Consider the following 23,145-nt stretch of genomic DNA (forward strand, 5'->3'; position numbering starts at 1 on the left):
GTTTTTGCTTTAGTTTGCTACGACTTGAGCATCTACATATACACCTTTTGTATCAATATCTACTATCTCTACTTCACAATGAGATAACTTTGCGGCTAAATGCTTGGCAATATCTTTACCTTTTCCAACAGGTGCTAAGCACAAAACACTTGGTCCTGCCCCGCTTAGCGCTGTTCCATAAGCTCCTAGCTTTTTGGCTTCCGCTCTTGCTATAGCTAGTTCTGGCACCAATTTTGTTCGATAAGGCTCATGGTATAAATCTTTTTCCATAAATGTACCTACCGCTTTAAAATCACGATTCATCAGTGCGGACACAAGCATATTACCAATTGCTCCCGCTTCTACTGCTGTTCGATAATCAATTACCTTCGGCAAAGCATTGCGAGCATCTGCTGTTTTCAATTCGTATCTCGGAATAATCATAATTACTTCAGTTTGTAAGTCGGGAATATGATTGATATACGTTTCTTCTTCATGATGATATCCAATAACGACGCCCCCATAAATAGAAGGACTTACATTATCTGGGTGTCCTTCCATTAAGCTGCTGATACGCAGCTTGTCTTTTTGTGATAAATTAAGCTGGGCAAGCTGATTAGCCAATTCAATACCTGCAACAATGGCAGAAGCACTGCTTCCAAGTCCTCTAGCTAAAGGTATATCACTTGATACGTATACTTTTGCTGCTGGAAGAGTTACTTCATATTGCTTCGCTACATCCTCAGCTACCTGATACATTAAGTTTTCCTTGCCTGTTGGTATTCCTTTAACATCATCTGTCTCTGGAACAAACAGCCACTGTTCAGCTGGCTCTACCGTTAGAATTAAGTAGCGCCCAAGAGCGATTCCAATAGAATCAAACCCGGGTCCTAAATTAGCAGAGCTCGCTGGCACTGTGATTTTAAAGCGATCAAAAGTTAACATGAAGCGACAACACCTTCAATATATTCAAACACTTTCTCTTCTTCATTTGGCAATACAACTGGCTTAACATCATGCGCGTCAATTGCTACGTTCGGATCTTTTAATCCGTTTCCAGTTAGCACTGCTACTACTGTGGAACCTTTAGCAATTTTTCCTGATTTGACGTCTTTTATTACACCAGCGATTGATGCACAAGAACCTGGCTCTGCAAAAACACCTTCTCGTCTAGCAATTAAGCGATATGCGTCTAAAATTTGCTCATCTGTCACTTCATCAATTTTTCCTTTTGATTCATTAGCTGCATTTACCGCATAGTCCCAGCTCGCTGGATTACCAATACGAATTGCTGTTGCAATTGTCTCTGGATTTTCAATTACTTGATTTCGAACGATTGCAGCTGCTCCTTCTGCTTCAAACCCATGCATTAGTGGTAAACCGCTCTGATTACGTTCATTATACTCTTTAAAACCTTTCCAATAGGCTGTAATATTACCGGCATTTCCAACAGGAATGGCTAGAACATCCGGTGCCTTTCCTAACTGTTCACAGATTTCAAAAGCTGCTGTTTTTTGCCCTTCAATTCGGTAGGGGTTCACAGAGTTTACAAGAGATACAGGTGCCGTTTCGCTAAGTTTTCGAACCATTGAAAGTGCTTGATCAAAGTTTCCTTCAATAGCTACGATTTCCGCTCCGTACATAACAGCCTGAGCAAGCTTACCCATCGCAATTTTCCCATTAGGAATAACAACGATACAGCGCATGCCTGCACGTGATGCATAAGCCGCTGCCGCTGCAGAAGTATTACCAGTAGATGCACAAATGACTGTGTTACTGCCTTCTTCTTTTGCCTTTGCAACGGCCATAACCATACCACGATCTTTAAATGAACCTGTAGGGTTTAGGCCTTCTACTTTCACATGCAAGTTAATACCAAGTTCTTCTGATAAATACGGAAGATGAATAAGTGGCGTATTTCCTTCATGAAGTGTTAACATTGGCGTTTCTTCTGTTACTGGCAAAAACTCTTTATATTGGTGTAATAAACCTTTCCACATTATACGATGCCAACTCCCTCTACTCGATAGCTGCTTTTTACGTTTTCAACAATTGGTAAGTCTCTTAATTGTTGTAAAATTTCTTCATAATCCTTTTGAGATGTTTTATGCGTTACGACAACAATCTCTGCAAGCTCGCTGCCTGTAACCGGTAATTGAATAATTTTTTCAAAACTTACGCCGCGTTCAGAAAATAGTGTTGTTAATTTAGCAAATGCGCCTACTTGGTCTTTTACGTGAATACGTAAGAAATGTTTCGAAAACTTTTGGTCTTGTGTTTTCAACTTTTTTGGGAATTGAGGCGTTACGGCACTCTTTCCATTTACACCCAGTCTCAAGTTTTTCATCACACCCACAAGATCTGATACAACCGCAGTTGCTGTTGGTAAACTACCTGCTCCAGGGCCATAAAACATTGTTTCCCCCACTGCTTCTCCATACACATAAACCGCATTATACTCATCGCTAACTGATGCCAATGGATGTGTATCTGCTAATAAGGTTGGCTGAACGCTCACTTCAACATTATCTCCATCTCGATGTGCATATCCAATTAATTTCACTGTGTATCCTAATTGCTTACTATATTGTAAATCTTCTTCTGTTACTTCTGTGATACCTTGAACCTGTACATCATCAAGATCAATTTTCATTGAGAAACCAAGCGTAGCTAAAATTGCCATTTTTCTTGCTGCATCCAAGCCACCAACATCAGAAGTAGGATCTGCTTCTGCATAACCTAGTTCTTGTGCTTCTTTTAGCACCTCTTCATATGCGCTTCCTTCTTTTGTCATCTTTGTTAAGATAAAGTTTGTTGTACCATTTACAATTCCCATCATTTTTGTAATACGGTCTGATGCCAATCCATCCGCAAGCCCACGAAGAATTGGAATTCCCCCAGCAACACTTGCTTCATAAAATAAGTCGCAACCATTTTCTGATGCAACTGTTAACAACTCAGAACCGTAAACCGCCATCAAATCCTTATTTGCTGTTACAACGTGCTTTTTATTACGAAGAGCTGTTAAGATATAGTCTCTAGTTTCTTCAACGCCCCCCATAACCTCAATGACAACATCTACTTCTGGATTATGAATGACATCCTCTACGTTTGTTGATAATTTTTCACTACTAATCTCTACGTCTCTCACCTTATCAATATTTTTAACTACCACTTTTTGAACCGTTACCGGACAGCCAACTTGGTGGCTTAACTTATCCTGGTGATTTTCAATAATTTTAACTACTCCGCTACCAACCGTTCCTAATCCTAATAATCCTACTGAAATACTTTTTGTCATATTATTCACCTCTATGTTCTCTTCACGAATACATTTGTTTTCTTATAGTGGACATTATAGACCCTTTTTTTCTTTTTTACAATACTTTACTTTAAATTTATCTTGTTATTTGTTGAATAAAAAGATAAATTTAAATTTTTTAAATATTTCATTTCCTTATCATAACATGTATGTTCCTGTTTTTTAACATACAAAAAGCATTTCTATAAAAGAAATGCTTTTATTCTTTAGCTATTAGGAACAAGCTCTCTATTAATAATGGTAGATGGGAAATTACCTGCTAAAACACCTTCTATGTTTTGGACTGCTAGTTTAATCATGCTTGTACGTGTTTCCACTGTTGCACTTCCAATGTGAGGTAATGCTACTACTTTTGGATGTATAGCTAACGGGTGAGAACTATCAATTGGTTCATTCACAAAAACATCCAGACCGGCTGCTGCAATTTCCTCTTCATTTAACGCTTTTAATAAAGCAGCTTCATCCACTACACCACCCCGAGAAACGTTAATAAACATCGCTGACTTCTTCATCTTTTTAAATGCTTGCTCATTAAACATGTTTTTAGTTTGCTTTGTTAAAGGTGTTAAGCACACAACAAAATCAGACTTTTTTAATAAGTCATCCATTGAGACATATGTAACAGGTAAACTGTTCTCAGCTTGTTCATTTCGAGAACGATTGTGATAAAGAATATTCATATCAAAGCCTGCTGCCCTCTTTGCTAGCACTTCACCAATCTTTCCCATCCCAACAATTCCAAGCGTTTTATGGTGAATATCGCGACCAGCTAACAAATATGGACTCCAACTTGTCCACTTGTTTTCTTTAATATGTGCTGAAGCCTCCAAAATATTTCTAGCCGTAGTCATAAGAAGCGTCATAGCTAAATCTGCCGTAGTATCTGAAAGCACATCAGGCGTGTTACAAACATAGATTTGACGATTTGTGGCTGCCTGGATATCGATGTTATCAAATCCCACAGCCAGGTTCGCAATTACTTTTAAATGAGTCGCTGACTTTAATAATTCTTCATCTATCTTATCGGATAAAACGGTTAAAAGTCCCTGAGCTTTCTTTGCTTTTTCTGTGAGCAAGTCATACGGGACCGGCTCTTCTTCAGAATGCCACATCTCCACTTCAGCCACTGCGCGTAGTGGTTCTACAAATTCTTCTGGTATACTCCTTGTAATAAAGATAAACGGCTTGTCCATTATCGATCACCTCATTGATTTTTAATTACATAACGTGACGCTTTATTGTTTAACGCAATAGGCGTCACGTCACATTATCTTTATATGCTTTTACTATACTTATACCACTTAAACACCGCTGGATAACCATCCTACCTCTGGTATATGGTAACGTGAAGTAGAAATACCAACGGATTGATAAAACTGCTTTAGAAATCGCTCATAATGAGATGAGTGATCTAACACAGCTTCTAATTGCTTGTAATAGCTTTGTTTTTGTTCTTCGCTTTGAACACTATAATATCCTTCTACCACTTCAAAATAATGTACAGGGAACAACAGCCTCGCATAGAGAAGGCGCCACGAAAATGATGAGAGTGGATTAATACGTTCGTATTCGCTTAGAAAATGATGAAGCTGATGGGAATTTAGCTCGTAGGATGATAAATACTGTTCACGAATATACTCTGCTAAGTCTCTGCTTGGATGGTCAAAGACCCAATCCACTGGGAGTTTATAGATATACTGACTTCCCCAAGTCGTCTTTCCAAATCGATGATGACAAATCGTAGCAGAATCCACTGCTCTTGGCAAATCATCAATTTCTGTATCTACCAAATATTGAATGGCATTCTCTGCTAACCCTAGATAGTAGGGAAAGCTTTCGAGGAACTTCTTTTCAATTTCTTGATTCGGTAAAGCTCTCAAGCGCCCATACCAAAACTCTTCCATTTGATCTACTCGCTTTTCCCACAATGATTTCCATTGACCCAATCGCTTTGAATGCTCAACTTCATAAGGAAACATTCTACCGCGCTGATGAAATTCTGCTAACTCTGAACCGATGACAAATTGGTCATTTCGCGGTGCTGCTATCGACCGACAAATCATAAATTTAAGGTCATTAGATTCCGTAATCATATTTCCCTCTAGATTTGGCATAAATGTAGAGATATAGCGGTCACCTTGACTCATGAGAAACTGACTCATTTGATACAACTCGTTCAATTCATCTTCTTCCACTTGATTTAAATGAATAATCGTATACAAGATATCCCGATATTGAAAGGCTTGATAAGCGCCTAAAGTTAATAATTCATCAGGATGTAAACCATAACCTTCATAAATTGCTTGCTTCACGTACATCCCCTCATTTCATTGATTGAAGTTTTTCCATAAAGAAATTCAATACTTGTCATAATATTTATGCACAATCGAATAGATTAGAATTACACAATTTATTATGATTTCCTCCGAGTGAGTCATACTAGAAGATGTAATGATATGCTCACCAAATCGTGAAGTAGATGATTTACTTCTAAACATATGCTTCTGTATCCCTTTAAGCATTAAAAAATAAAAAGAAATTAGGTGATGATACTTGGAGAAAAAGCATCAGCAAAGTGAAATGGAGAAAACAGCAAGAGAATGGCTAACAAAACGTGGTGTCACAGTAAGAGACATTGCTGATCTCGTTTTTTATCTACAAAAGAAATACCACCCAAATTTAAACATTCAGGAATGTGAGTACAACGTCGAGCGCGTCATTTCAAAGCGTGAAGTACAGAATGCCATTCTTACAGGTATTCAACTAGATATTTTAACGGAAAAGAAACAGGTTGAAGAGCCGCTTTTATCTATTTTAGAAAAAGACGAAGGTTTGTATGGCATAGATGAAATCTTAGCGCTATCCATCGTAAACGTGTATGGTTCAATCGGTTTTACGAATTATGGATATATCGATAAGCAAAAGCCGGGTATATTAGAAAAATTAAATGATAAATCATCTGGAAAATGTCACACATTCCTTGATGATATTGTTGGTGCTATTGCCGCCGCTGCCTCCAGTCGTCTGGCACACAGAGCTGAAAATGTTGAATAAAAAAAAGAGAGTGATTCCAATGGAATCACTCTCTTTTTGCTCATTATATTTTATCCATCCACTCTTTTAAGGAATCAACAGCATAAGTTGGCTGCTTGTCATACCCCTTAAGTAGCTCTTTTGTTGTTACCCCAGTATGAACTAACAAAGTATCTAACCCTGCATTCATTCCAGCTAAGATATCCGTATCATAGTAATCGCCTACCATCAAAGTATCTTCTTTCGGTGTACCGATTACTTCTAATGCCTGTTCCATAATGATACTCTCTGGCTTTCCAATAAATACTGGTTGTGTTTGAGTAGAAACAGAAACAACAGACGTGATAGAACCGTTCCCTGGAAGCAATCCTCTTTCTGTTGGAAGTGCAATATCGCCGTTTGTTGATACGAAGAATGCACCGTTACGGACGTTTAAACAAGCTTTTGCTAACTTTTCATATGTGATTTCTTGATCTAAGCCAACGACTACAAAGTCTGTATCTTCATCTTGAATTGTGAACCCTTTTTCAGTAAGAGCATGACGAATTCCTTCTGCACCAATTACGTACACTGTACCGTTAGGTTTACGGTCATATAAATAATTAGCTGTCGCTTGGCTTGTTGTGAATACTTGATCTTCTGTTGTAGGTATTCCGAAACTTTCAAGCTTTTCTGCTACTTGAGCAGGCCTTTTCGTTGAATTATTCGTAACAAATAAATACGGAATACCTTTTTCTTTTAATCCAATGACAAAATCACGCGCTTCTGCAATTAATTCTGTCCCTTTATACATCGTTCCATCTAAATCAATTAAATAGCCTTTATACTGCTTCATAACTGCCTCCTACTAATTCATTCGATAATAAAAACGCCTTCTTTACTATAAGAAAGCGGATGGGTTTACAATGCGATAATAGCTTATTTTTCCTAAAATCACAAATCACCTTAAAATTTTTTCATGTTAATTACGAAAAGCTGAAACAGGACCTAATTCATTCTCTAAGTATGTACGAATACGAGTTGGAAATTGATTTAAGACCTCCTTGTTCTCTTGAACAACATGTATCACTTCATCATGTTTGACATCTAAATAATCTTGTACAAGGACTTTTCTCAAATTAACTACTGCTTTTAACCCTTGTTCTTCCTCAGTTTGTACTACTTTCTCATCCACAAGAATATCAATGATATCATCATAGCTTCCAGGGTCTCTCATAATGAATCCATCAATCATTGCGTTGCCGACATCTAAAACGTTTTCAATTAAGAGGTGAACAACTCTTTCTAACGCTTTTTTCTCGATTGTACTTTCCCACTTAAGTTGTTCAGAAAAAACAACTAAATGCTGCTCATAAAAACGTAGTATGTGTTCAATCTTTTGACGATCTACAAAGTACATGATGTTTCCTCCTAACGCTTCGCTTATAAACTTTCTAACTCGCTTCTTCCCACTTTTTTTTTCATTTGATATGATAAAAGCATGGATAGAAGAAAGGAGCGAAAGAATGAGCGAACGCTTTTATTTATATGATGATGTAGTAAATACGAAAACACGATTTGTTAGCTTTATGGGTGAAAATCAACGTTTTGACCTTGCTATCATTCAGTCCGATCGCTATTATGGCAAGCATCTTGTTTTAGATATTCAAGGAGGACGCTTTGCTATTATTGGCTCAGATGATTTAGAGGAACCAAATTATTTAGAGCACGTATTTAAGCTTTCAGAAGAAGATGGTCAAGAACTTAGAGAGTTCTTATACGAGGTCATCTAATTACAAAGGCAGCGGAAAGAAAGTAAACCTTCTGCTGACCTTTTTTATTTATTTACTTTTTTCAGTACAAAATACGCACAGCCAAAATTACAATATTCGTGTAAATAATCTTGAATTGTACTTATTTTTGTATCATATGTAGCTTTTTGATTACGATCATCAAAAAAACCTTTTAAACGCAGTTGGTTATAACCCCAATCACCTAATATATAGTCATAGCGACTAAGCACATCAATGTATCGACTTCGAAAGGCTTCCTCATCAAACCCTTCTCTTTCTTCTTTGATTACTTCATAGCAAATATTATTAACACAAATCATTGTTTCACCTCTTCTCTTCAAAATTACCATACCACATTTTGAAATTTTTTTCTAAACAATCGTTTGATTAAAAAAGATGAAAACCAGCAATTAACAGGCAATTTTTTGATCAATCGCTGCAACCTATAGATAGGGAGGTTGTTTACAGTGAAAAAATATTTAATTCATTGCGGTATGTTAACAGTTGTTGCATTATCAGGTTGTCAAGCAGGCAGCGAAACAGATAATGAAGCACTATCACCTAATAATCCAAATGCTATTAACGTAGCTGATCATAACGATTTATATAATAAAGAAAAAGATAATGCTACTGATTACGGATACGTACGTTATCAAAAATCACCTGTTGCTAACGATACAGAAAAAGCACAAAACATTGCTACACTTGATCGTGAGGAAGCAGCCGATTCAATTAGCAAACTTAGCTCAGCCATTCCTAATGTTAATGACGTAGCTACGCTTGTAACAGATGAAGATGTGCTAATTGCTTATAAAACAGATGCAAAAGACCGAAATGCTACCGCTGATCAAGTAAAGCGAACAGCAATGTCTATTATGCCCCGTTATTATCACGTATACGTATCGGATAACCCACAGCATATTCAAGATATAGAACGTTTCAGTGAAGCAAATACAAAAGACAGTTCTGTAGAAGAATCGGTTCATTTAACCATTAAAGAGATGCTTAAATCTCCTCAGGGCCGTAAGATGAATGATGGTGAAAATGCAAATGGTGAAGGAACAAACGAACTGAATGAACATCTAACCGATGAAAAGATGAAATAAAAAAGGCGATGGAAACATCGCCTTTTTCATTACCCATTATTTTGCTTTTGTTTTGAAGCAGCATTTACTTGTTCATCCGCATGATAAGAAGAACGTACAAGCGGACCAGCTTCAACGTGGCTAAATCCTTTAGTTAAAGCAATTTCTCTAAGCTCTTCGAATTCACTTGGGTGATAGTACTTCTGAACTTTAATATGTTTCTTTGTCGGCTGTAAATATTGCCCAATTGTCATGATATCTACATTATTTGCTCGCAAATCATCCATCGTTTCAATGATTTGCTCTTTTGTTTCTCCAAGTCCAATCATGATGCTCGATTTTGTAGGAATATCTGGTTGCATTTCTTTTGCACGGCGTAAGAATTCTAATGAACGCTCGTATGTAGCTCTTGCACGCACGCGGGGCGTTAATTCGCGTACTGTTTCAATATTATGGTTTAAAATATCAGGACGAGCATCCATTACCATACGTAAATTCTCTTCTACTCCACCCATGTCTGAAGGTAATACTTCAATTGTCGTAAATGGATTTTTACGGCGAATAGCGCGAATTGTCTCCGCTAGTACACCTGCTCCACCATCTTTTAAATCATCACGCGCCACTACTGTAATAACAGCATGCTTTAAGTTCATCAGTTGAACTGAATCCGCTACGCGCTCTGGCTCTTCCCAATCTAACTCTGTTGGTAAGCCTGTTTTCACCGCACAGAAGCGACACGCACGTGTACAAACTTGCCCTAAAATCATAAAGGTAGCCGTACGACGAACTGCCCAACATTCATGAATATTAGGACATTTTGCTTCTTCACATACCGTATGCAGATTTTTTTCACGCATCATTTTCTTTAAGTCCGTGTAGTTCTCGTTTGTGTTTAGCTTAATTTTTAGCCACTCGGGTTTGCGGACATACTCTTCCTTTGTTGCCATTAGTATCAACTCCATCAATCTAGAAAATGTCTGTAACCTATATGCTGATTTTTAAATTGTCAAATAAAAAATATACTACATGTCACTTTATCATACAAAAGAGTGATTCGACAAGCGCTCTACACTTATTTATCTCTACTCTTCATCCCTTGATAATCGTTAATGATAACGCTTCACTTATTGTTCATATAACCTTAACATCATTTTATTTCCATTAATTATTATTTATTAAATTTTTCATCGTTTCACAAACTAACACTATACCTTAATTAGGAAGGAGGAAGCTCATTGAAAAAATATGTGCTTTTTCTGTTATTCTTTTCACTATGCTTTTCATGTTCGATTTCACCTCAGGCTGCACCGCTTTCTGCCGATGATGAAGCAGCTTTAAATACGAAGCGCATGGAATTATATCAACAGATGGAAGCTGTATCATCAATACCTTGGTATTACTTTGCTGGAATTGACCAATATGAAAGAAATATCCGTCGCTCTCATAAGGATATTCCAAGAGAAAAAGGCGCAATCGCTATTTATTACTCTCCAGAAAAATGGGCGGGTTCTTTAAATCCCAATTTAAATGATCAAAATCCTTCAACCATTTCTTTATTAGGTGGTTTAGGAAAAGATGGAAACGGCGATGGGAAAGCTGATCAATTAAATGATGAGGACATGCTTTTCACAATGGCTAACTACATCCAAACTTTTGGAACAAACGAGGATTATATTAAAATTGCTCTATGGAGTTATTATCATCGAGCTAAAGCGGTTGATATTATCCTTGGAAACGCTAAGCTCTTTAAAACCTATGGTCGTATTGACTTAAAAGGAACTTCGTTTCCCGTTCCTATTCGTTCAAATTACAGCTATCGTAGTACATGGGGTGACGCTCGTGGATGGGGTGGAAGAAGAATTCATGAAGGAACTGATATCTTCGCTAACTATGGCGTTCCAGTCAAGTCTCCTTGCTATGGCATAATTGAGCTAAAAGGATGGAATAAATATGGTGGCTGGCGCATAGGAATTCGAGACCTAAATAATAACTATCACTACCTGGCACACTTAAGCGGATTTGCAAAGGATTTAAAAATGGGACAAATTGTAGAACCTGGCATGGTCATCGGTGGAGTGGGTAGTTCAGGTTATGGACCTCCAGGAACCTCTGGAAAGTTCCCTCCTCATTTACATTACGGTATGTATAAGGATAACGGTCGAAACGAATGGTCTTTTGATCCTTACCCGCAGCTTCGGTCATGGGAAAGAATCGATCGTCAAAAGAAAAAATAGTGTACAATTTAAACAAACGTTTATTTAATAAAAAAAGTGCTTAGAACAATGTTCTAAGCACTCTTTTTTATGCTTTACTTTCCTTTGATTTCTTCACAGCATGAGTAATACTTGCAGCTAAGCCGCCCCAGATGATAATCATCCCGGCAACCATCATAATTATTGAACTACTTTCCATACGTTGTATCCTCCTTCACAGAAGATAATGATTCTTTCTTCCAACCTTTAAATGATAATAAAATCCCAACAACAATGACCAAACCTGCAACTCCCCACCCAAACGGAACAATGAAGCTCGTTGCATAACCTTCATAATTTTCTGAAATATTTGTTCTTATATTATCAAACATCATATATCCAAGAACGACTGGTGTGATTACACTTAAGCAAATTTTCCACCAAGCACCAAGCATAATATCAGATACGCTATTCGCATGTTTTTGGAGATTGCTTAACTCGCGGAAAACCCACGCTACTAAGATAATTTCAACTAAACCTGCTAAAGCAACACCAAAGTTATTAATGAAATAATCCATTACATCTAGGAAGTATAAGCCTCCTTGAGTTGCAAATAATAGTGAAATAACAGAAGCCAATCCGCCACCCATTAAGACAGATTTCGTGCGAGATACATTAAATTTATCCTGTACCCCTGCTACAAATGTTTCAATAATGGAGATAAGTGATGTTAAACCAGCTAATGTTAACGACCCAAAGAAAAGTAATCCAAACAGCTGATTAAACGCCGGAAACTCGTTAATAATTTGAGGGAATACAACGAATGCTAATCCCACTCCACCTGCTACTACTTCATCAATGCTCACGCCTTGCTGCATTGCCATAAATCCTAAAGCACTAAATACACCAATACCAGCTAGTAATTCAAATGCTGAGTTACCAAAGCCAGTGATAAAAGCATTATTAGTTAAATCTGATTTCTTTGGTAAATAGCTAGAATAAGTAATCATAATGGCAAAACCAACAGATAAACTAAAGAAAATTTGACCGTAAGCCGCTACCCATACTTTCCCATTTGCAATAGCACTCCAGTCTGGCTTAAAGAATGCATTCAGTCCTTCCATTGCACCATCTAACGTAATAGCGCGAAGTACAATGATAAAGAATAAAACAATTAATGTAGGTAAGAAAATTTTGTTTGCTGCTTCAATTCCTTTTTTAATACCTTTTAGCAACACACCTAAAGCTATTACCCAAACTAAGATAAGAGGTATTAGGACACCTGATACAATACTTCCCGTTTGACCAGGCACTTCAGCTAATTTCAAGTAATCACCGAATAAAAATCCTTCCGTATCTTGACCCCAGCTTAACTTTAAGGAAAAGATAAAGTAAGACATGGCCCATGCAATAATGGCAGCATAGTAAACTGCGATAATAAAGGAAATACCAACTTGCCACCACCCTAGCCATTCAGCTTTCTTATTTAATCTTGCTAGCGATAATGGTGATGAACCTCTATACTTATGTCCAATTGCAAATTCCATGATTAAAATTGGAATACCTGCGGTCAATAACGCAAATAAGTATGGTAAGAAAAATGCACCTCCACCATTTTCATAGGCAGTCGCCGGAAATCTCCAAATATTCCCTAAACCAATTGCAGAACCTGCTGCTGCCATGATAAAACCTGCTCTCGTACCCCATTGAGGACGATTTTCCATCATAGTTTCCCCCTTACACTCTCTCTTTTCTTTTATCTCTGTCATTACCTGATAAGTTGTTAAAACTTTCTGATAATTTAGCATAGTCTGTCTTTAGAACTATCTTACGAAGAATTATAGCTATTATGCTATAGTATGTCAAAATATTTTTTATAGAAAATTTTGATAATTAAACAATAAAAAATAGAGCAGACGTTATGAAGCGTATCTGCTCTATTTTTATTCTTCTATTTTTCTAATGATGTTTCTGTTATATTCCCTTTTTTACGAGCCACTAAGACAAATACCATTAATAAAGCCATTACTGTTCCAAATCCAGCTAACGTACTTTCTGTTAAACCCAGTACAACATAACCAATGATGCTGATCACAGCTGAAATAATTGCATAAGGAAGCTGTGTCATTACATGATCAATATGATGACTTCCTGCTCCCGTTGATGACAAGATAGTTGTATCAGAGATTGGTGAACAGTGATCTCCACAAACAGAACCAGCTAATACAGCTGCAAGAGCTGGTAATAATAATTCTGGTTCAATATTTCCTACGATGTCACCTGCAATTGGAAGCATAATACCAAACGTTCCCCAAGATGTCCCTGTTGAAAATGCCATGATGCCTGCAATAACAAATAGTACCACTGGTAAGAAGGCAATATTTAAATTAGAGCTTTCGACAATCCCTGCTAAAAATTCTCCTGACTTTAACTGACCGATTAAATCTCCAATCATCCAAGCAAGCAGTAAAATATAAATAGCAGGTAGCATTGATTTAATCCCCGCTACTATACCTTTACCAAGCACAGAATTAGATAACTCACTTGATTGTCTAGTGCGTACAATAAATAACAATAGCGTTACAACAAGACCTGATAAACCACCAATCATCAATGAATTAGGAACATTCGTATTCTCAAACATTGTAAAGATTGTAGCTTGTCCTTCAGTTGCTTGGTAGCCTGTCCATAGCATCGCACCGATTGTCCCAATCATCAATACAATAATTGGTAAAATCAAATCAAATACACGACCATTTTTACTAACTGGCAAATCTTCTTTTAATTCTCCTGGTACTGCTCCTTTTTCTGGATCCGTTACTTCACCAGTACGAATAGCATGTTCCTCATGCTTTTTCATCGGTCCAATGTTAATATCAAAAACACTTACAATAAACACCATAATCAATGCAGTGAATACATAAAAATTCATAGGTATCATCTGTACAAATGCTGAAAATGCTGACACATTATTCATACCATGTGCAGCTAGAATTGAACCTACAACTGTAATTATATAGGCACCCCAACTTGAAAACGGTGCAATCACACATACAGGAGCTGACGTTGAATCAATCAAGTAAGCAAGCTTCGCTCTTGATATTCGCTGGCGATCTGTTACTGGACGACTCACTTGACCAACAGCTAGTGCATTGAAATAATCATCAATAAAAATAATAATCCCTAACACGGCTGTTAATAGATGAGCTCCACGACGTGTTTTAATACGCTTTAAAGCCCACTCGCCAAAGGCACGACTTCCTCCAATGATTGAGATAAAAGCCGTAATAACACCTAAAATTAAAAGAAAAAGCAAAATAAATAGATTTGAAGTATTAATTGCACCATCGGCATAGAAAATGGTAGCAAAGCTTCCCCAAATTTTTTGAATGGTTTCACCTATCGAAAATTCGGTTAATACTAATCCACCTGCTAAAATTCCCACTCCTAGGGAAAGTAGTACTTTACGTGTTAAAACAACCATTAGTATCGCGATAAATGGTGGTAATAACGAAAAAATAGTTCCTTCCATGAGATCCTCCTAATATAAGCTTGCTTACATACGGGAGAACTACTTATAGAGAAAAAAACGCAAAAAGAGCAATGATAGAAAATAACTATCATTACTCTTTGTAATGTTATGTTATCCTCCATCACGATCAGTAGCCCTCCATCATGAAAACAAACGTATTTTCATAATGACAGTGTTACCCTTTTTCAAGGTAACCCCAGAAAAGAAAAGGTGACTCTTTTTCTTTCCTTCGGCAAAAAATCCTTTTTACTATGATCACAGTTGTCATCCTCACATAGCATACTCATACTTTTTGCATCCTCTACCTCATCGATCTGATAAGGTGATGGTATATAATTATATCTAGTACATTATATCGGTAAAATATAAAGTTATCAACCGGCTATTTTTTCTTTAGTTCAATAGATGGGGAGGCTGAATTAGTGCCACCGTTAAAATAATCCGGTACGCTCCCTGGAATCATTGCCATTCCTACAGGCACTGTCGCTTGAACAGTTGTCTGCTTTGTAGCAAAGGGAATAATTACCTGAACATTAACCTGAACTTCAATTGAAATCTCTAAAAAAGCACCGTTAATTCCGTACTCCTCTATTTTCCGTACAACATCTGATTGCACATCTCCGATTGCATGAAATTTAACCGGGATTAATGGTCCTAAGTTTCCCAATAAAGCATTGTTTGTAGCTTGCCCCAATGGAACCTGATAGACAATCCCCCGCTGCCTAAGCTTTTCATCTGATTCAATATTAATATCAGTTGGAATCTCTAATTCTTCTAAGTTCCCTTTTTCAGCTTCTCGTAAATTAGCCTGAACTAAAGATGTAGTTTGAGCTCTAATACGATTTACGACTGCTGTATCAATCTTGGCTACCTGCCCATCTGGCGTACTTTCTGTTTTAATAATATCATTCACATCGAGCTGGTCCACCACTTGTTTATTAACAGCTTTATTAATAACAAGCGTTGCAATCTCTTTAGTCTGAGCTTCTGCATATTTCATTAAAGTTGGTTCAATTCCTCTATTAATTAACCATATTCCTGCTCCAGTAGAAAAAAGAAAAAAAACAATTGTTAGTAGTACGACATAGCGAAATGGTATAGGTCCCTTTTTAAATACTCTTCGGCGAACCCTAATCAAAAAAATCCCTCCTTACAAGCTATATGTATGCATAAACAAGGAGGGCTAACGCTATTTTCTAAAAGTTTTCTATGTTTGTTTTAAATCACTGCTGATAATCATTAATGTCGGACTTTCTTTTAAATCAATTTCATAAGGTTTATCTAATATTCTATCTTCTTCCTCCTGAATAAGAATATAAGGTCGATCACTTAGACCTTTGTTCTGCTGGCTTACTACGCCTTTTCTTTGGTCATTCAGCGTTACAAAAAGACCAATAGGATAAACTGCAATTGCTCGTCTAAAAGCGCTTATCATGTCTTTATCAAACTGACTTCCCGCCCCCGCATATAGAATTTCTAACCCTTCGTGAGGGAGGAGAGCGCTTCTATACACGCGATTTGACGTCACGGCATCGTACACATCCGCAATTGCGATAATTTTACTAAATAGATGAATTCGCTCTTCTTTAATTCCTAGTGGATACCCTGATCCGTCTAGCCTTTCATGATGCTGATACGCGCAAGTGGCGGAAAGCATAGAGACATTAGGCGTACTTCGTAATAACTCGTACCCATATGTGGTATGCTTTTTCATCAACTTAAATTCTTCATCCGTTAACTTTCCAGGCTTGTTTAAAATATCTTGGGGAATTAACATTTTCCCTACATCATGTAGCATAGCTCCTGCACCTAGCTTTTCTAGAGCAGGCTGAGTTAACCCTATTTCTTTTCCAAGTGAAAGGGCATAAAGAGTTACGTTCACAGAATGAGAAAATACATAATTGTCGTATATATATACATCCGTTAACAATGACAGTACGTCATCATTATTCATCATCTCATCTACTAATTGATTGCCAATTTTATGTACTTCGCGAACTGATTGTTCTAAAAGCGTAACACGCGTTTTTTCATGCTTTTTTTGAAGAGATTGAAAGACATCTTCCACTGATTTCATTGCTTTTTTCCGAAGCGAAAGTGGAATAGTAGAATTCACAACAATATCATTTGTTCGTTTATCACCTATGTATACAAACGTAACACCTCGCTGCTTTAAACGATTAATAATAGTCTCTGTCAAAGGTATGCCTGCATTAATTAGCGTGTTTCCGGCTTCATCTAATATTGGTTTTGCCAAACATACACCTGGGCTCAATGATTGAATTGCAACTAATTTCATAGTAACTCCCTAACTATCTATTATTTTATAATCGCTATAAAAGAGGTAGAACCTTTACTACCTCTCGTTTAAATTCTTTCAGACAAAAAATGGAGCATAAAGACATTTTCTCTCAACTAGATCATTTTTAATAAAGCTTCGCGCCCTATCATACCTGGATAAATGCCCAAATGTTCTGCTTCCACAGTAACTGACTCTAAAGGTGCATTTAACAGATCGTCAATTGTACGTACACCAACTGCTCTTCCTGCAATAATCTGTCTACTAACTAGCTTTTCATTCAAAAGGCCAACATCTAATGCTCCACACATAATATATCCCTTATCCGAAGACACAGTTAGCAGCGTTGTTTTGGGAAGCAGTACGGTAACCGCATTAAACGTATGACCATTAATAACAACAGGTTCCAATGTAATCAAATTTCCCACTCCTTTCTTAATCAAAATATGATGATTTTCAAAAAGAGTGAGCTTTAGACTACTTTTTTATAATTATACAAGAAATTACATACTTTGTGTCTAGATTAATTGTTAAAAACGATATGCGCTTATCAATCTGTTTTACCAGTCAATCAAATAAATTTAACTGTTTAGGTGCTAAATCTGTATACTGGATATCAAGCAAACTAATTAATTCCTTAGCGTTATCAACTGCGTCTCCGCCGGAGTTATTGTTAAAAACGATATAAATATCCTTTGTTTTTCGCTTTAATGCTTCAATATGCTGCTTCCACTCAAGTAATTCTTGATGGTTATAACGATATAAAAAGCGTATTTTACGCCAGTTAGGGTCTCCACTTTTATTCCAACCATGAACGTTTCGACCATGAAATCGAATCAGCGTTTTCTCAGCACTCGTAGGATGTAAAACGGTCGGTACAGACCCTTCACCCGCTTGTGGCTCATCGCAAATGCCATGAATCCATTTCTCTTTCTCCATAAACATAAGCGTCTTATCATACCACTGTGGCGTAAACCAAGACTGATTACGAAACTCTAAAGTAACAGGTAGATCACCGAATTTTTCACGGCTGTAACGCAAATAATTAACGTTTTCTTTCGTACAATTAAACCAAGGTGGCATTTGAAACAGAATCATTGCAAGCTTATTAGCTTTTACATAAGGACTGACTGAATCCATAAATGCATCAAACATCTCGTCTTTACTATCAAACGGTATTTCATTTCGCATATGACCTGTCATACCCTGATAAGCTTTTACAACGAATTGAAACGAATCAGGGGTATCTGCTACCCACTTTTCGACGGTTGTTTTAGGTTGAATCGCATAAAAAGATGCGTCTACTTCAACTGTTGGAAAATGACCTGCATATACAGCTAACTTATCTCGCGCAGGCACGCCCATTTCATACAAAGATGAATGATCTCCCCACCCTGTTACGCCTACGTATATCACAAAATCCCTCCAATATGTATTAAGCTATGTACTATTATTTTAATACAAACTCATGAAAAAAACTCGCTTGTATAAACAAGCGAGTTTAAAAAATCATTTATTAACCGATAGAACCTTCCATCTCGAACTTGATTAGACGGTTCATTTCTACCGCATATTCCATTGGAAGTTCTTTTGTAAATGGTTCAATGAAGCCCATTACGATCATTTCTGTTGCTTCTTCTTCAGAAATACCGCGACTCATTAGATAGAATAACTGCTCTTCAGATACTTTTGAAACTTTCGCTTCGTGCTCTAAAGAGATGTTATCGTTGTAAATTTCGTTGTATGGAATTGTATCAGATGTTGATTGGTTATCCATAATTAACGTATCACACTCAATGTTTGAGCGAGCACCTTCAGCTTTGCGACCAAAGTGAACGATACCACGGTACGTTACTTTACCACCTTGCTTCGAAATAGACTTCGAAACAATTGTAGAAGATGTGTTTGGTGCTAAGTGAATCATTTTCGCACCCGCATCTTGGTGTTGGCCTTTACCAGCTAAGGCAATTGATAATGTCATACCACGTGCGCCTTCACCTTTTAAGATAACAGCTGGGTATTTCATTGTTAATTTAGAACCGATGTTTCCATCAACCCATTCCATTGTTGCATTTGCTTCACATACAGCACGCTTCGTTACTAGGTTATATACGTTATTCGCCCAGTTTTGAATCGTTGTATAACGGCAGTATGCGTCTTTTTTAATGATGATTTCTACAACCGCACTGTGTAGAGAGTTAGTTGTATAAACCGGCGCTGTACAGCCTTCTACGTAGTGTACGTGTGCACCTTCATCTACGATGATTAGCGTACGTTCGAATTGACCCATGTTCTCAGAGTTAATACGGAAGTATGCTTGAAGTGGCGTATCTACTTTGATCCCTTTTGGTACGTAGATAAACGAACCACCAGACCAAACAGCTGAGTTTAACGCAGCAAATTTGTTATCCGTTGGCGGAATTACTTTTGCCCAGTGCTCACGGAAAATCTCTTCATTTTCCTTTAATGCAGTATCTGTATCTTTAAATACGATTCCTTGTGCTTCAAGGTCTTCTTTCATGTTGTGGTATACAACTTCAGATTCGTACTGAGCAGATACACCAGCTAGGTACTTTTGCTCTGCTTCAGGAATACCAAGCTTATCAAACGTTTGTTTAATTTCTTCAGGAACCTCATCCCAAGAGCGCTCTGACTTCTCTGAAGGCTTTACGTAGTACGTAATTTCATCAAAGTTCAGGCTAGACATGTCTCCGCCCCACTGTGGCATTGGCATGCTGTAGAAATGCTCAAGTGATTTTAAGCGGAAATCAAGCATCCACTGTGGCTCGTCTTTCATGCGAGAAATTTCTTCTACAATTTCTTTTGTTAATCCTCGTTCAGAACGGAAAATAGAAACGTCCTTATCCGAGAACCCGTATTTATAATCGCCGATTTCCGGCATCTTTTTTGCCATTTGTTATTACCCCCTACTTGATAGGATTGGGAATGAACAAAGGCCTAACAGGACTTAATTCTGTTCTTTTAGGCCTTTTTCCATCGCTTTCCACGCTAATGTTGCACATTTAATACGTGCTGGAAACTTTGAAACACCTTGAAGTGCTTCAATGTCTCCTAAATCTATACTATCATCATACTCTTTTCCTTGCATCATATCTGAGAAGATGTTCGCAAGTTCAAGAGCTGTTTCAATCTCTTGCCCTTTAATTGCCTGTGTCATCATTGAAGCAGATGACATAGAGATTGAACAGCCTTCTCCTTCAAACTTTGCATCTGTTACTTTGCCATCTTCTACTTTAAGTGATAATTCGATACGGTCACCACACGTTGGGTTATTCATTTGAATTTGAACCGTATCTTCTTCTAAAGACCCACGATTTCGAGGGTTTTTATAATGATCCATAATCACTTGACGATAAAGAGTATCTAAATTGTTAAAAGACATTTGTGAAATACTCCTTCGTTTTAATTAGTGATGACACTAATTGATCGATTTCTTCTTCTGTATTATACAAGTAGAAACTTGCACGTGCAGTTGAAGATACATTTAAATATTTCATTAACGGCTGTGCACAGTGATGCCCTGCGCGTACAGCAACTCCTTCAGCATCCAAAACGGTTGCTACATCATGTGGATGAACATCATCAAGATTAAACGTAACGACGCCAGCACGCTCTTTCGGTCCGTAAATGGTAATACCCTCTACTTCTGAAAGACGATCTAGTGCGTAATTGGCTAATCGATGCTCATGAGCAAGAATATTATCCAAGCCCACTTCCTCTAGAAAATCAATAGCTGCACCTAATCCAATTGCTCCTGCAATAATAGGCGTTCCACCTTCAAACTTCCAAGGAAGCTCTTTCCATGTTGAATCGTATAGGTTAACGAAATCAATCATTTCCCCTCCGAATTCAACTGGCTCCATCTTTTCTAATAACTCTTTTTTTCCATACAGCACGCCAATGCCTGTTGGACCGCACATTTTGTGACCAGAAAACGCAAAGAAGTCGCAGTCTAAGTCCTGTACATCCACCTTCATATGAGGCGTACTTTGTGCACCGTCTACAACCATGATTGCTCCGTGTTGGTGAGCAATTTCCGCAATTTCTTTTACCGGATTAATTGCGCCTAATACGTTAGAAACATGCATAACCGAAACAATTTTTGTATTTGACGTAATCGTTTCTTTAACCGTTTCTAATGAAAGAGCATGGTCTTCTGTAAGATCAATATATTTTAATGTTGCTCCTGTTGCTTTTGCAACTTGCTGCCATGGAATGATGTTACTGTGATGCTCCATATAAGTGATCACAATTTCATCACCAGGTTGCAAATTGGCACGTCCATAGCTAGCAGCAACAATATTTAAAGCTGTAGTTGTTCCACGCGTAAAGATAATTTCTTCTGTTGATTTCGCATTAATAAACTTTCTTACTTTTTCACGTGCACCTTCGTAACCATCCGTAGCCATCGTGCCTAGTGTATGAACACCTCTGTGTACGTTTGAGTTATATTCTCTATAGTACTTATCAAGTGCTTCAATCACTTGAACTGGCTTTTGAGAAGTAGCAGCGCTATCTAAGTAAACAAGCGGGTGTCCATTTACTTCTTGGTCTAAAATCGGAAACTGTTTGCGAATATCAGAAACGTTCATTATCGAACTTTCCTTTCAATTAACTCCGTTAACTGTTTTTTCACCGTTTCAACCGGAAGCTCATTTACAACTGGAGCTAAGAAACCATGAATAACTAGGCGTTCAGCTTCAACTTGTGGAATACCACGGCTCATTAAATAATAAAGCTGTAATGGATCTACGCGACCTACAGAAGCTGCGTGTCCTGCTGTTACATCATCTTCATCAATTAATAAGATTGGATTAGCATCTCCACGAGCTTTTTCGCTTAGCATTAATACGCGAGACTCTTGCTCAGCATTTGATTTAGATGCACCGTGTTCAATTTTACCGATTCCGTTAAAGATTGAAGACGCGCTGTCTTTCATTACACCATGCTTTAAGATGTAACCTTCAGAATTTTTACCGAAGTGAATAATGCTCGTCGTTAAGTTTTGCTTTTGCTCACCGCGACCTACTGTAACTGTTTTCGTATCACCATATGAACCATCGCCCATTAGGTATGTGATGTTTTCAGAAACTGTGTTTCCTTCACTCATTAAGCCTAATGCCCACTCAATGCGACCGTCTTTACCAGCAACACCGCGGCGATTTACGTAGCTAGTTGTTCCTTTTGCAAGGTAGTCTACGGCACCAAAGGTTACTTTTGCATTATTATTTGCAAATACTTCTGTCACAACGTTTACTACACCGTTTGATTCTTCAGAAGTAGCAATGTAGTTTTCTACATACGTAACAGAGCTATTATCTTCTGCAACCACAATAACGTGGTTGAAAAGTGCTGCCTCTTCGTCTTCACGTACGAAAACGGCTTGAAGTGGCTCTTTTACTTCAACATTTTTTGGTACGTAAACAAATACGCCACCGTTAAGCAGTGCAGCGTGAAGAGCTGTTAAACGATGCTCATCAACTTTTACACCATCTTTCATGAAGTACTTTTGTACAAGCTCTTCATGTTCTTTTGCAGCTGTTTGGATATCAGTAAAGATAACCCCTTGTTCTTTTAACTCATCTGTTAACGTTGCATATGCAGCTGTTTGGTCACGTTGAACATATAAGTTTTTAACCGCTTCTGTATCAATAAGTGCTCTTACAGACTCAGGAAGCTCATCAATTGAAGAAATTGCTTTTGCTTCAGCATCATGCTTTGAGAAATCTGTAAAGTTCCACTTTGTAATATTTGTTTTATCTGGTTTTGGTAGTGGAAGATCTTCTGCTTTCGCAAGAGCTTGTAAACGAAGATCTAACAACCATTTCGGCTCAGCAGCTTTTTCAGAAAAACTGCGAACGTACCCTTGATCAAATGGTAATTTTGTATCAATAGTCATAGAAATCCTCC

At 37.6% G+C, this 23,145-nt stretch carries 24 protein-coding genes and 1 riboswitch; of the genes, 4 read left to right on the forward strand and 20 right to left on the reverse strand.

Annotation, left to right across the window (positions count from 1 at the left end; all coding sequences use genetic code 11):
• Positions 1-9 precede the first annotated feature (9 nt).
• The 5 genes from thrB to yutH form a co-directional block, all read right to left on the reverse strand.
• The gene (gene thrB, locus NIZ91_19565) at positions 10-924 is read right to left on the reverse strand and encodes a homoserine kinase (protein USY54874.1); all 915 of its coding nucleotides are present in this window, start codon (positions 922-924) and stop codon (positions 10-12) included.
• Positions 918-1,979 carry a threonine synthase gene (thrC, locus tag NIZ91_19570; GenBank protein ID USY54875.1) on the reverse strand — a complete coding sequence of 354 codons (1,062 nt, stop codon included), beginning with the start codon at positions 1,977-1,979 and terminating at the stop codon, positions 918-920. Before thrC ends, thrB begins: the two co-directional genes overlap by 7 nt.
• Positions 1,979-3,280, reverse strand: a complete 1,302-nt coding sequence (locus NIZ91_19575; protein USY54876.1) for a homoserine dehydrogenase — start codon at positions 3,278-3,280, stop codon at positions 1,979-1,981. The genes thrC and NIZ91_19575 overlap by 1 nt, the downstream gene beginning before the upstream one ends.
• 227 nt (positions 3,281-3,507) lie before the next feature.
• Positions 3,508-4,494: a D-glycerate dehydrogenase gene (locus tag NIZ91_19580; GenBank protein USY54877.1), complete on the reverse strand. Its 987-nt coding sequence runs from the start codon at positions 4,492-4,494 to the stop codon at positions 3,508-3,510.
• 108 nt (positions 4,495-4,602) lie between these two features.
• Positions 4,603-5,619, reverse strand: coding sequence for a spore coat protein YutH (gene yutH, locus NIZ91_19585; protein ID USY54878.1), 1,017 nt, complete (start codon positions 5,617-5,619; stop codon positions 4,603-4,605).
• Positions 5,620-5,854: 235 nt separating this feature from the next.
• Between yutH and NIZ91_19590 the strand changes: the two genes are divergently transcribed.
• The gene (locus tag NIZ91_19590) at positions 5,855-6,355 is read left to right on the forward strand and encodes a phosphatidylglycerophosphatase A (protein ID USY54879.1); all 501 of its coding nucleotides are present in this window, start codon (positions 5,855-5,857) and stop codon (positions 6,353-6,355) included.
• A gap of 43 nt (positions 6,356-6,398) precedes the next feature.
• On the opposite strand, the gene NIZ91_19595 is transcribed toward NIZ91_19590, so the two are convergent.
• Positions 6,399-7,169: a TIGR01457 family HAD-type hydrolase gene (locus NIZ91_19595; GenBank protein USY54880.1), complete on the reverse strand. Its 771-nt coding sequence runs from the start codon at positions 7,167-7,169 to the stop codon at positions 6,399-6,401.
• 126 nt (positions 7,170-7,295) lie between these two features.
• Entirely contained in the window at positions 7,296-7,733 is a 438-nt protein-coding gene (locus NIZ91_19600) for a DUF86 domain-containing protein (protein USY54881.1), read from the reverse strand.
• A gap of 106 nt (positions 7,734-7,839) precedes the next feature.
• On the opposite strand from NIZ91_19600, the gene NIZ91_19605 reads away from it, so the two are divergent.
• A complete protein-coding gene (locus NIZ91_19605) occupies positions 7,840-8,106 on the forward strand; it encodes a DUF3055 domain-containing protein (GenBank protein ID USY54882.1) in 267 nt (88 codons plus the stop codon).
• 44 nt (positions 8,107-8,150) lie between these two features.
• Here NIZ91_19605 and NIZ91_19610 read toward each other — a convergent pair whose 3' ends face one another.
• Positions 8,151-8,426: a YutD family protein gene (locus tag NIZ91_19610; protein USY54883.1), complete on the reverse strand. Its 276-nt coding sequence runs from the start codon at positions 8,424-8,426 to the stop codon at positions 8,151-8,153.
• A 174-nt stretch (positions 8,427-8,600) separates the two neighbouring features.
• On the opposite strand from NIZ91_19610, the gene NIZ91_19615 reads away from it, so the two are divergent.
• Positions 8,601-9,212: a YhcN/YlaJ family sporulation lipoprotein gene (locus NIZ91_19615; GenBank protein USY57240.1), complete on the forward strand. Its 612-nt coding sequence runs from the start codon at positions 8,601-8,603 to the stop codon at positions 9,210-9,212.
• A 29-nt stretch (positions 9,213-9,241) separates the two neighbouring features.
• Here the strand turns inward: NIZ91_19615 and lipA are convergent, their stop codons facing one another.
• On the reverse strand, positions 9,242-10,138 hold the full coding sequence (gene lipA, locus NIZ91_19620) for a lipoyl synthase (protein ID USY54884.1): 897 nt from the start codon (positions 10,136-10,138) through the stop codon (positions 9,242-9,244).
• Between the two features lie 342 nt (positions 10,139-10,480).
• Here lipA and NIZ91_19625 point away from each other — a divergent pair, with 342 nt between their 5' ends.
• Positions 10,481-11,425, forward strand: a complete 945-nt coding sequence (locus tag NIZ91_19625; protein ID USY57241.1) for a M23 family metallopeptidase — start codon at positions 10,481-10,483, stop codon at positions 11,423-11,425.
• A gap of 67 nt (positions 11,426-11,492) precedes the next feature.
• On the opposite strand, the gene NIZ91_19630 is transcribed toward NIZ91_19625, so the two are convergent.
• The 11 genes from NIZ91_19630 to sufD form a co-directional block, all read right to left on the reverse strand.
• Positions 11,493-11,603 (reverse strand): methionine/alanine import family NSS transporter small subunit, encoded by a 111-nt coding sequence (locus tag NIZ91_19630; GenBank protein USY54885.1) that lies wholly within the window; start codon positions 11,601-11,603, stop codon positions 11,493-11,495.
• Complete coding sequence (locus NIZ91_19635) at positions 11,593-13,107, reverse strand: sodium-dependent transporter (GenBank protein ID USY57242.1); 1,515 nt, start codon at positions 13,105-13,107, stop codon at positions 11,593-11,595. Before NIZ91_19635 ends, NIZ91_19630 begins: the two co-directional genes overlap by 11 nt.
• Before the next feature lie 227 nt (positions 13,108-13,334).
• Positions 13,335-14,915, reverse strand: a complete 1,581-nt coding sequence (locus tag NIZ91_19640; GenBank protein USY54886.1) for a Na+/H+ antiporter NhaC family protein — start codon at positions 14,913-14,915, stop codon at positions 13,335-13,337.
• Positions 14,916-15,038: 123 nt separating this feature from the next.
• A riboswitch (Lysine riboswitch) is annotated at positions 15,039-15,227 on the reverse strand.
• 70 nt (positions 15,228-15,297) lie between these two features.
• Positions 15,298-16,053 (reverse strand): sporulation protein YunB, encoded by a 756-nt coding sequence (gene yunB / locus NIZ91_19645; protein USY54887.1) that lies wholly within the window; start codon positions 16,051-16,053, stop codon positions 15,298-15,300.
• A gap of 69 nt (positions 16,054-16,122) precedes the next feature.
• Positions 16,123-17,214: an HD-GYP domain-containing protein gene (locus NIZ91_19650; GenBank protein USY54888.1), complete on the reverse strand. Its 1,092-nt coding sequence runs from the start codon at positions 17,212-17,214 to the stop codon at positions 16,123-16,125.
• Between the two features lie 116 nt (positions 17,215-17,330).
• On the reverse strand, positions 17,331-17,633 hold the full coding sequence (locus tag NIZ91_19655; protein ID USY54889.1) for a DUF1805 domain-containing protein: 303 nt from the start codon (positions 17,631-17,633) through the stop codon (positions 17,331-17,333).
• 148 nt (positions 17,634-17,781) lie between these two features.
• Positions 17,782-18,630, reverse strand: a complete 849-nt coding sequence (locus tag NIZ91_19660; GenBank protein ID USY54890.1) for a DUF72 domain-containing protein — start codon at positions 18,628-18,630, stop codon at positions 17,782-17,784.
• 100 nt (positions 18,631-18,730) lie between these two features.
• Positions 18,731-20,128 (reverse strand): Fe-S cluster assembly protein SufB, encoded by a 1,398-nt coding sequence (sufB, locus tag NIZ91_19665; protein ID USY54891.1) that lies wholly within the window; start codon positions 20,126-20,128, stop codon positions 18,731-18,733.
• 54 nt (positions 20,129-20,182) lie between these two features.
• The gene (locus tag NIZ91_19670) at positions 20,183-20,617 is read right to left on the reverse strand and encodes an SUF system NifU family Fe-S cluster assembly protein (protein ID USY54892.1); all 435 of its coding nucleotides are present in this window, start codon (positions 20,615-20,617) and stop codon (positions 20,183-20,185) included.
• Positions 20,607-21,827: a cysteine desulfurase gene (locus NIZ91_19675; protein USY54893.1), complete on the reverse strand. Its 1,221-nt coding sequence runs from the start codon at positions 21,825-21,827 to the stop codon at positions 20,607-20,609. Before NIZ91_19675 ends, NIZ91_19670 begins: the two co-directional genes overlap by 11 nt.
• Complete coding sequence (gene sufD / locus NIZ91_19680; GenBank protein USY54894.1) at positions 21,827-23,134, reverse strand: Fe-S cluster assembly protein SufD; 1,308 nt, start codon at positions 23,132-23,134, stop codon at positions 21,827-21,829. The genes NIZ91_19675 and sufD overlap by 1 nt, the downstream gene beginning before the upstream one ends.
• Between the last annotated feature and the right edge of the window lie 11 nt (positions 23,135-23,145).

Source organism: Bacillus sp. 1780r2a1 (assembly GCA_024134725.1).
GTDB lineage: Bacteria > Bacillota > Bacilli > Bacillales > Bacillaceae_H > Priestia > Priestia aryabhattai_A.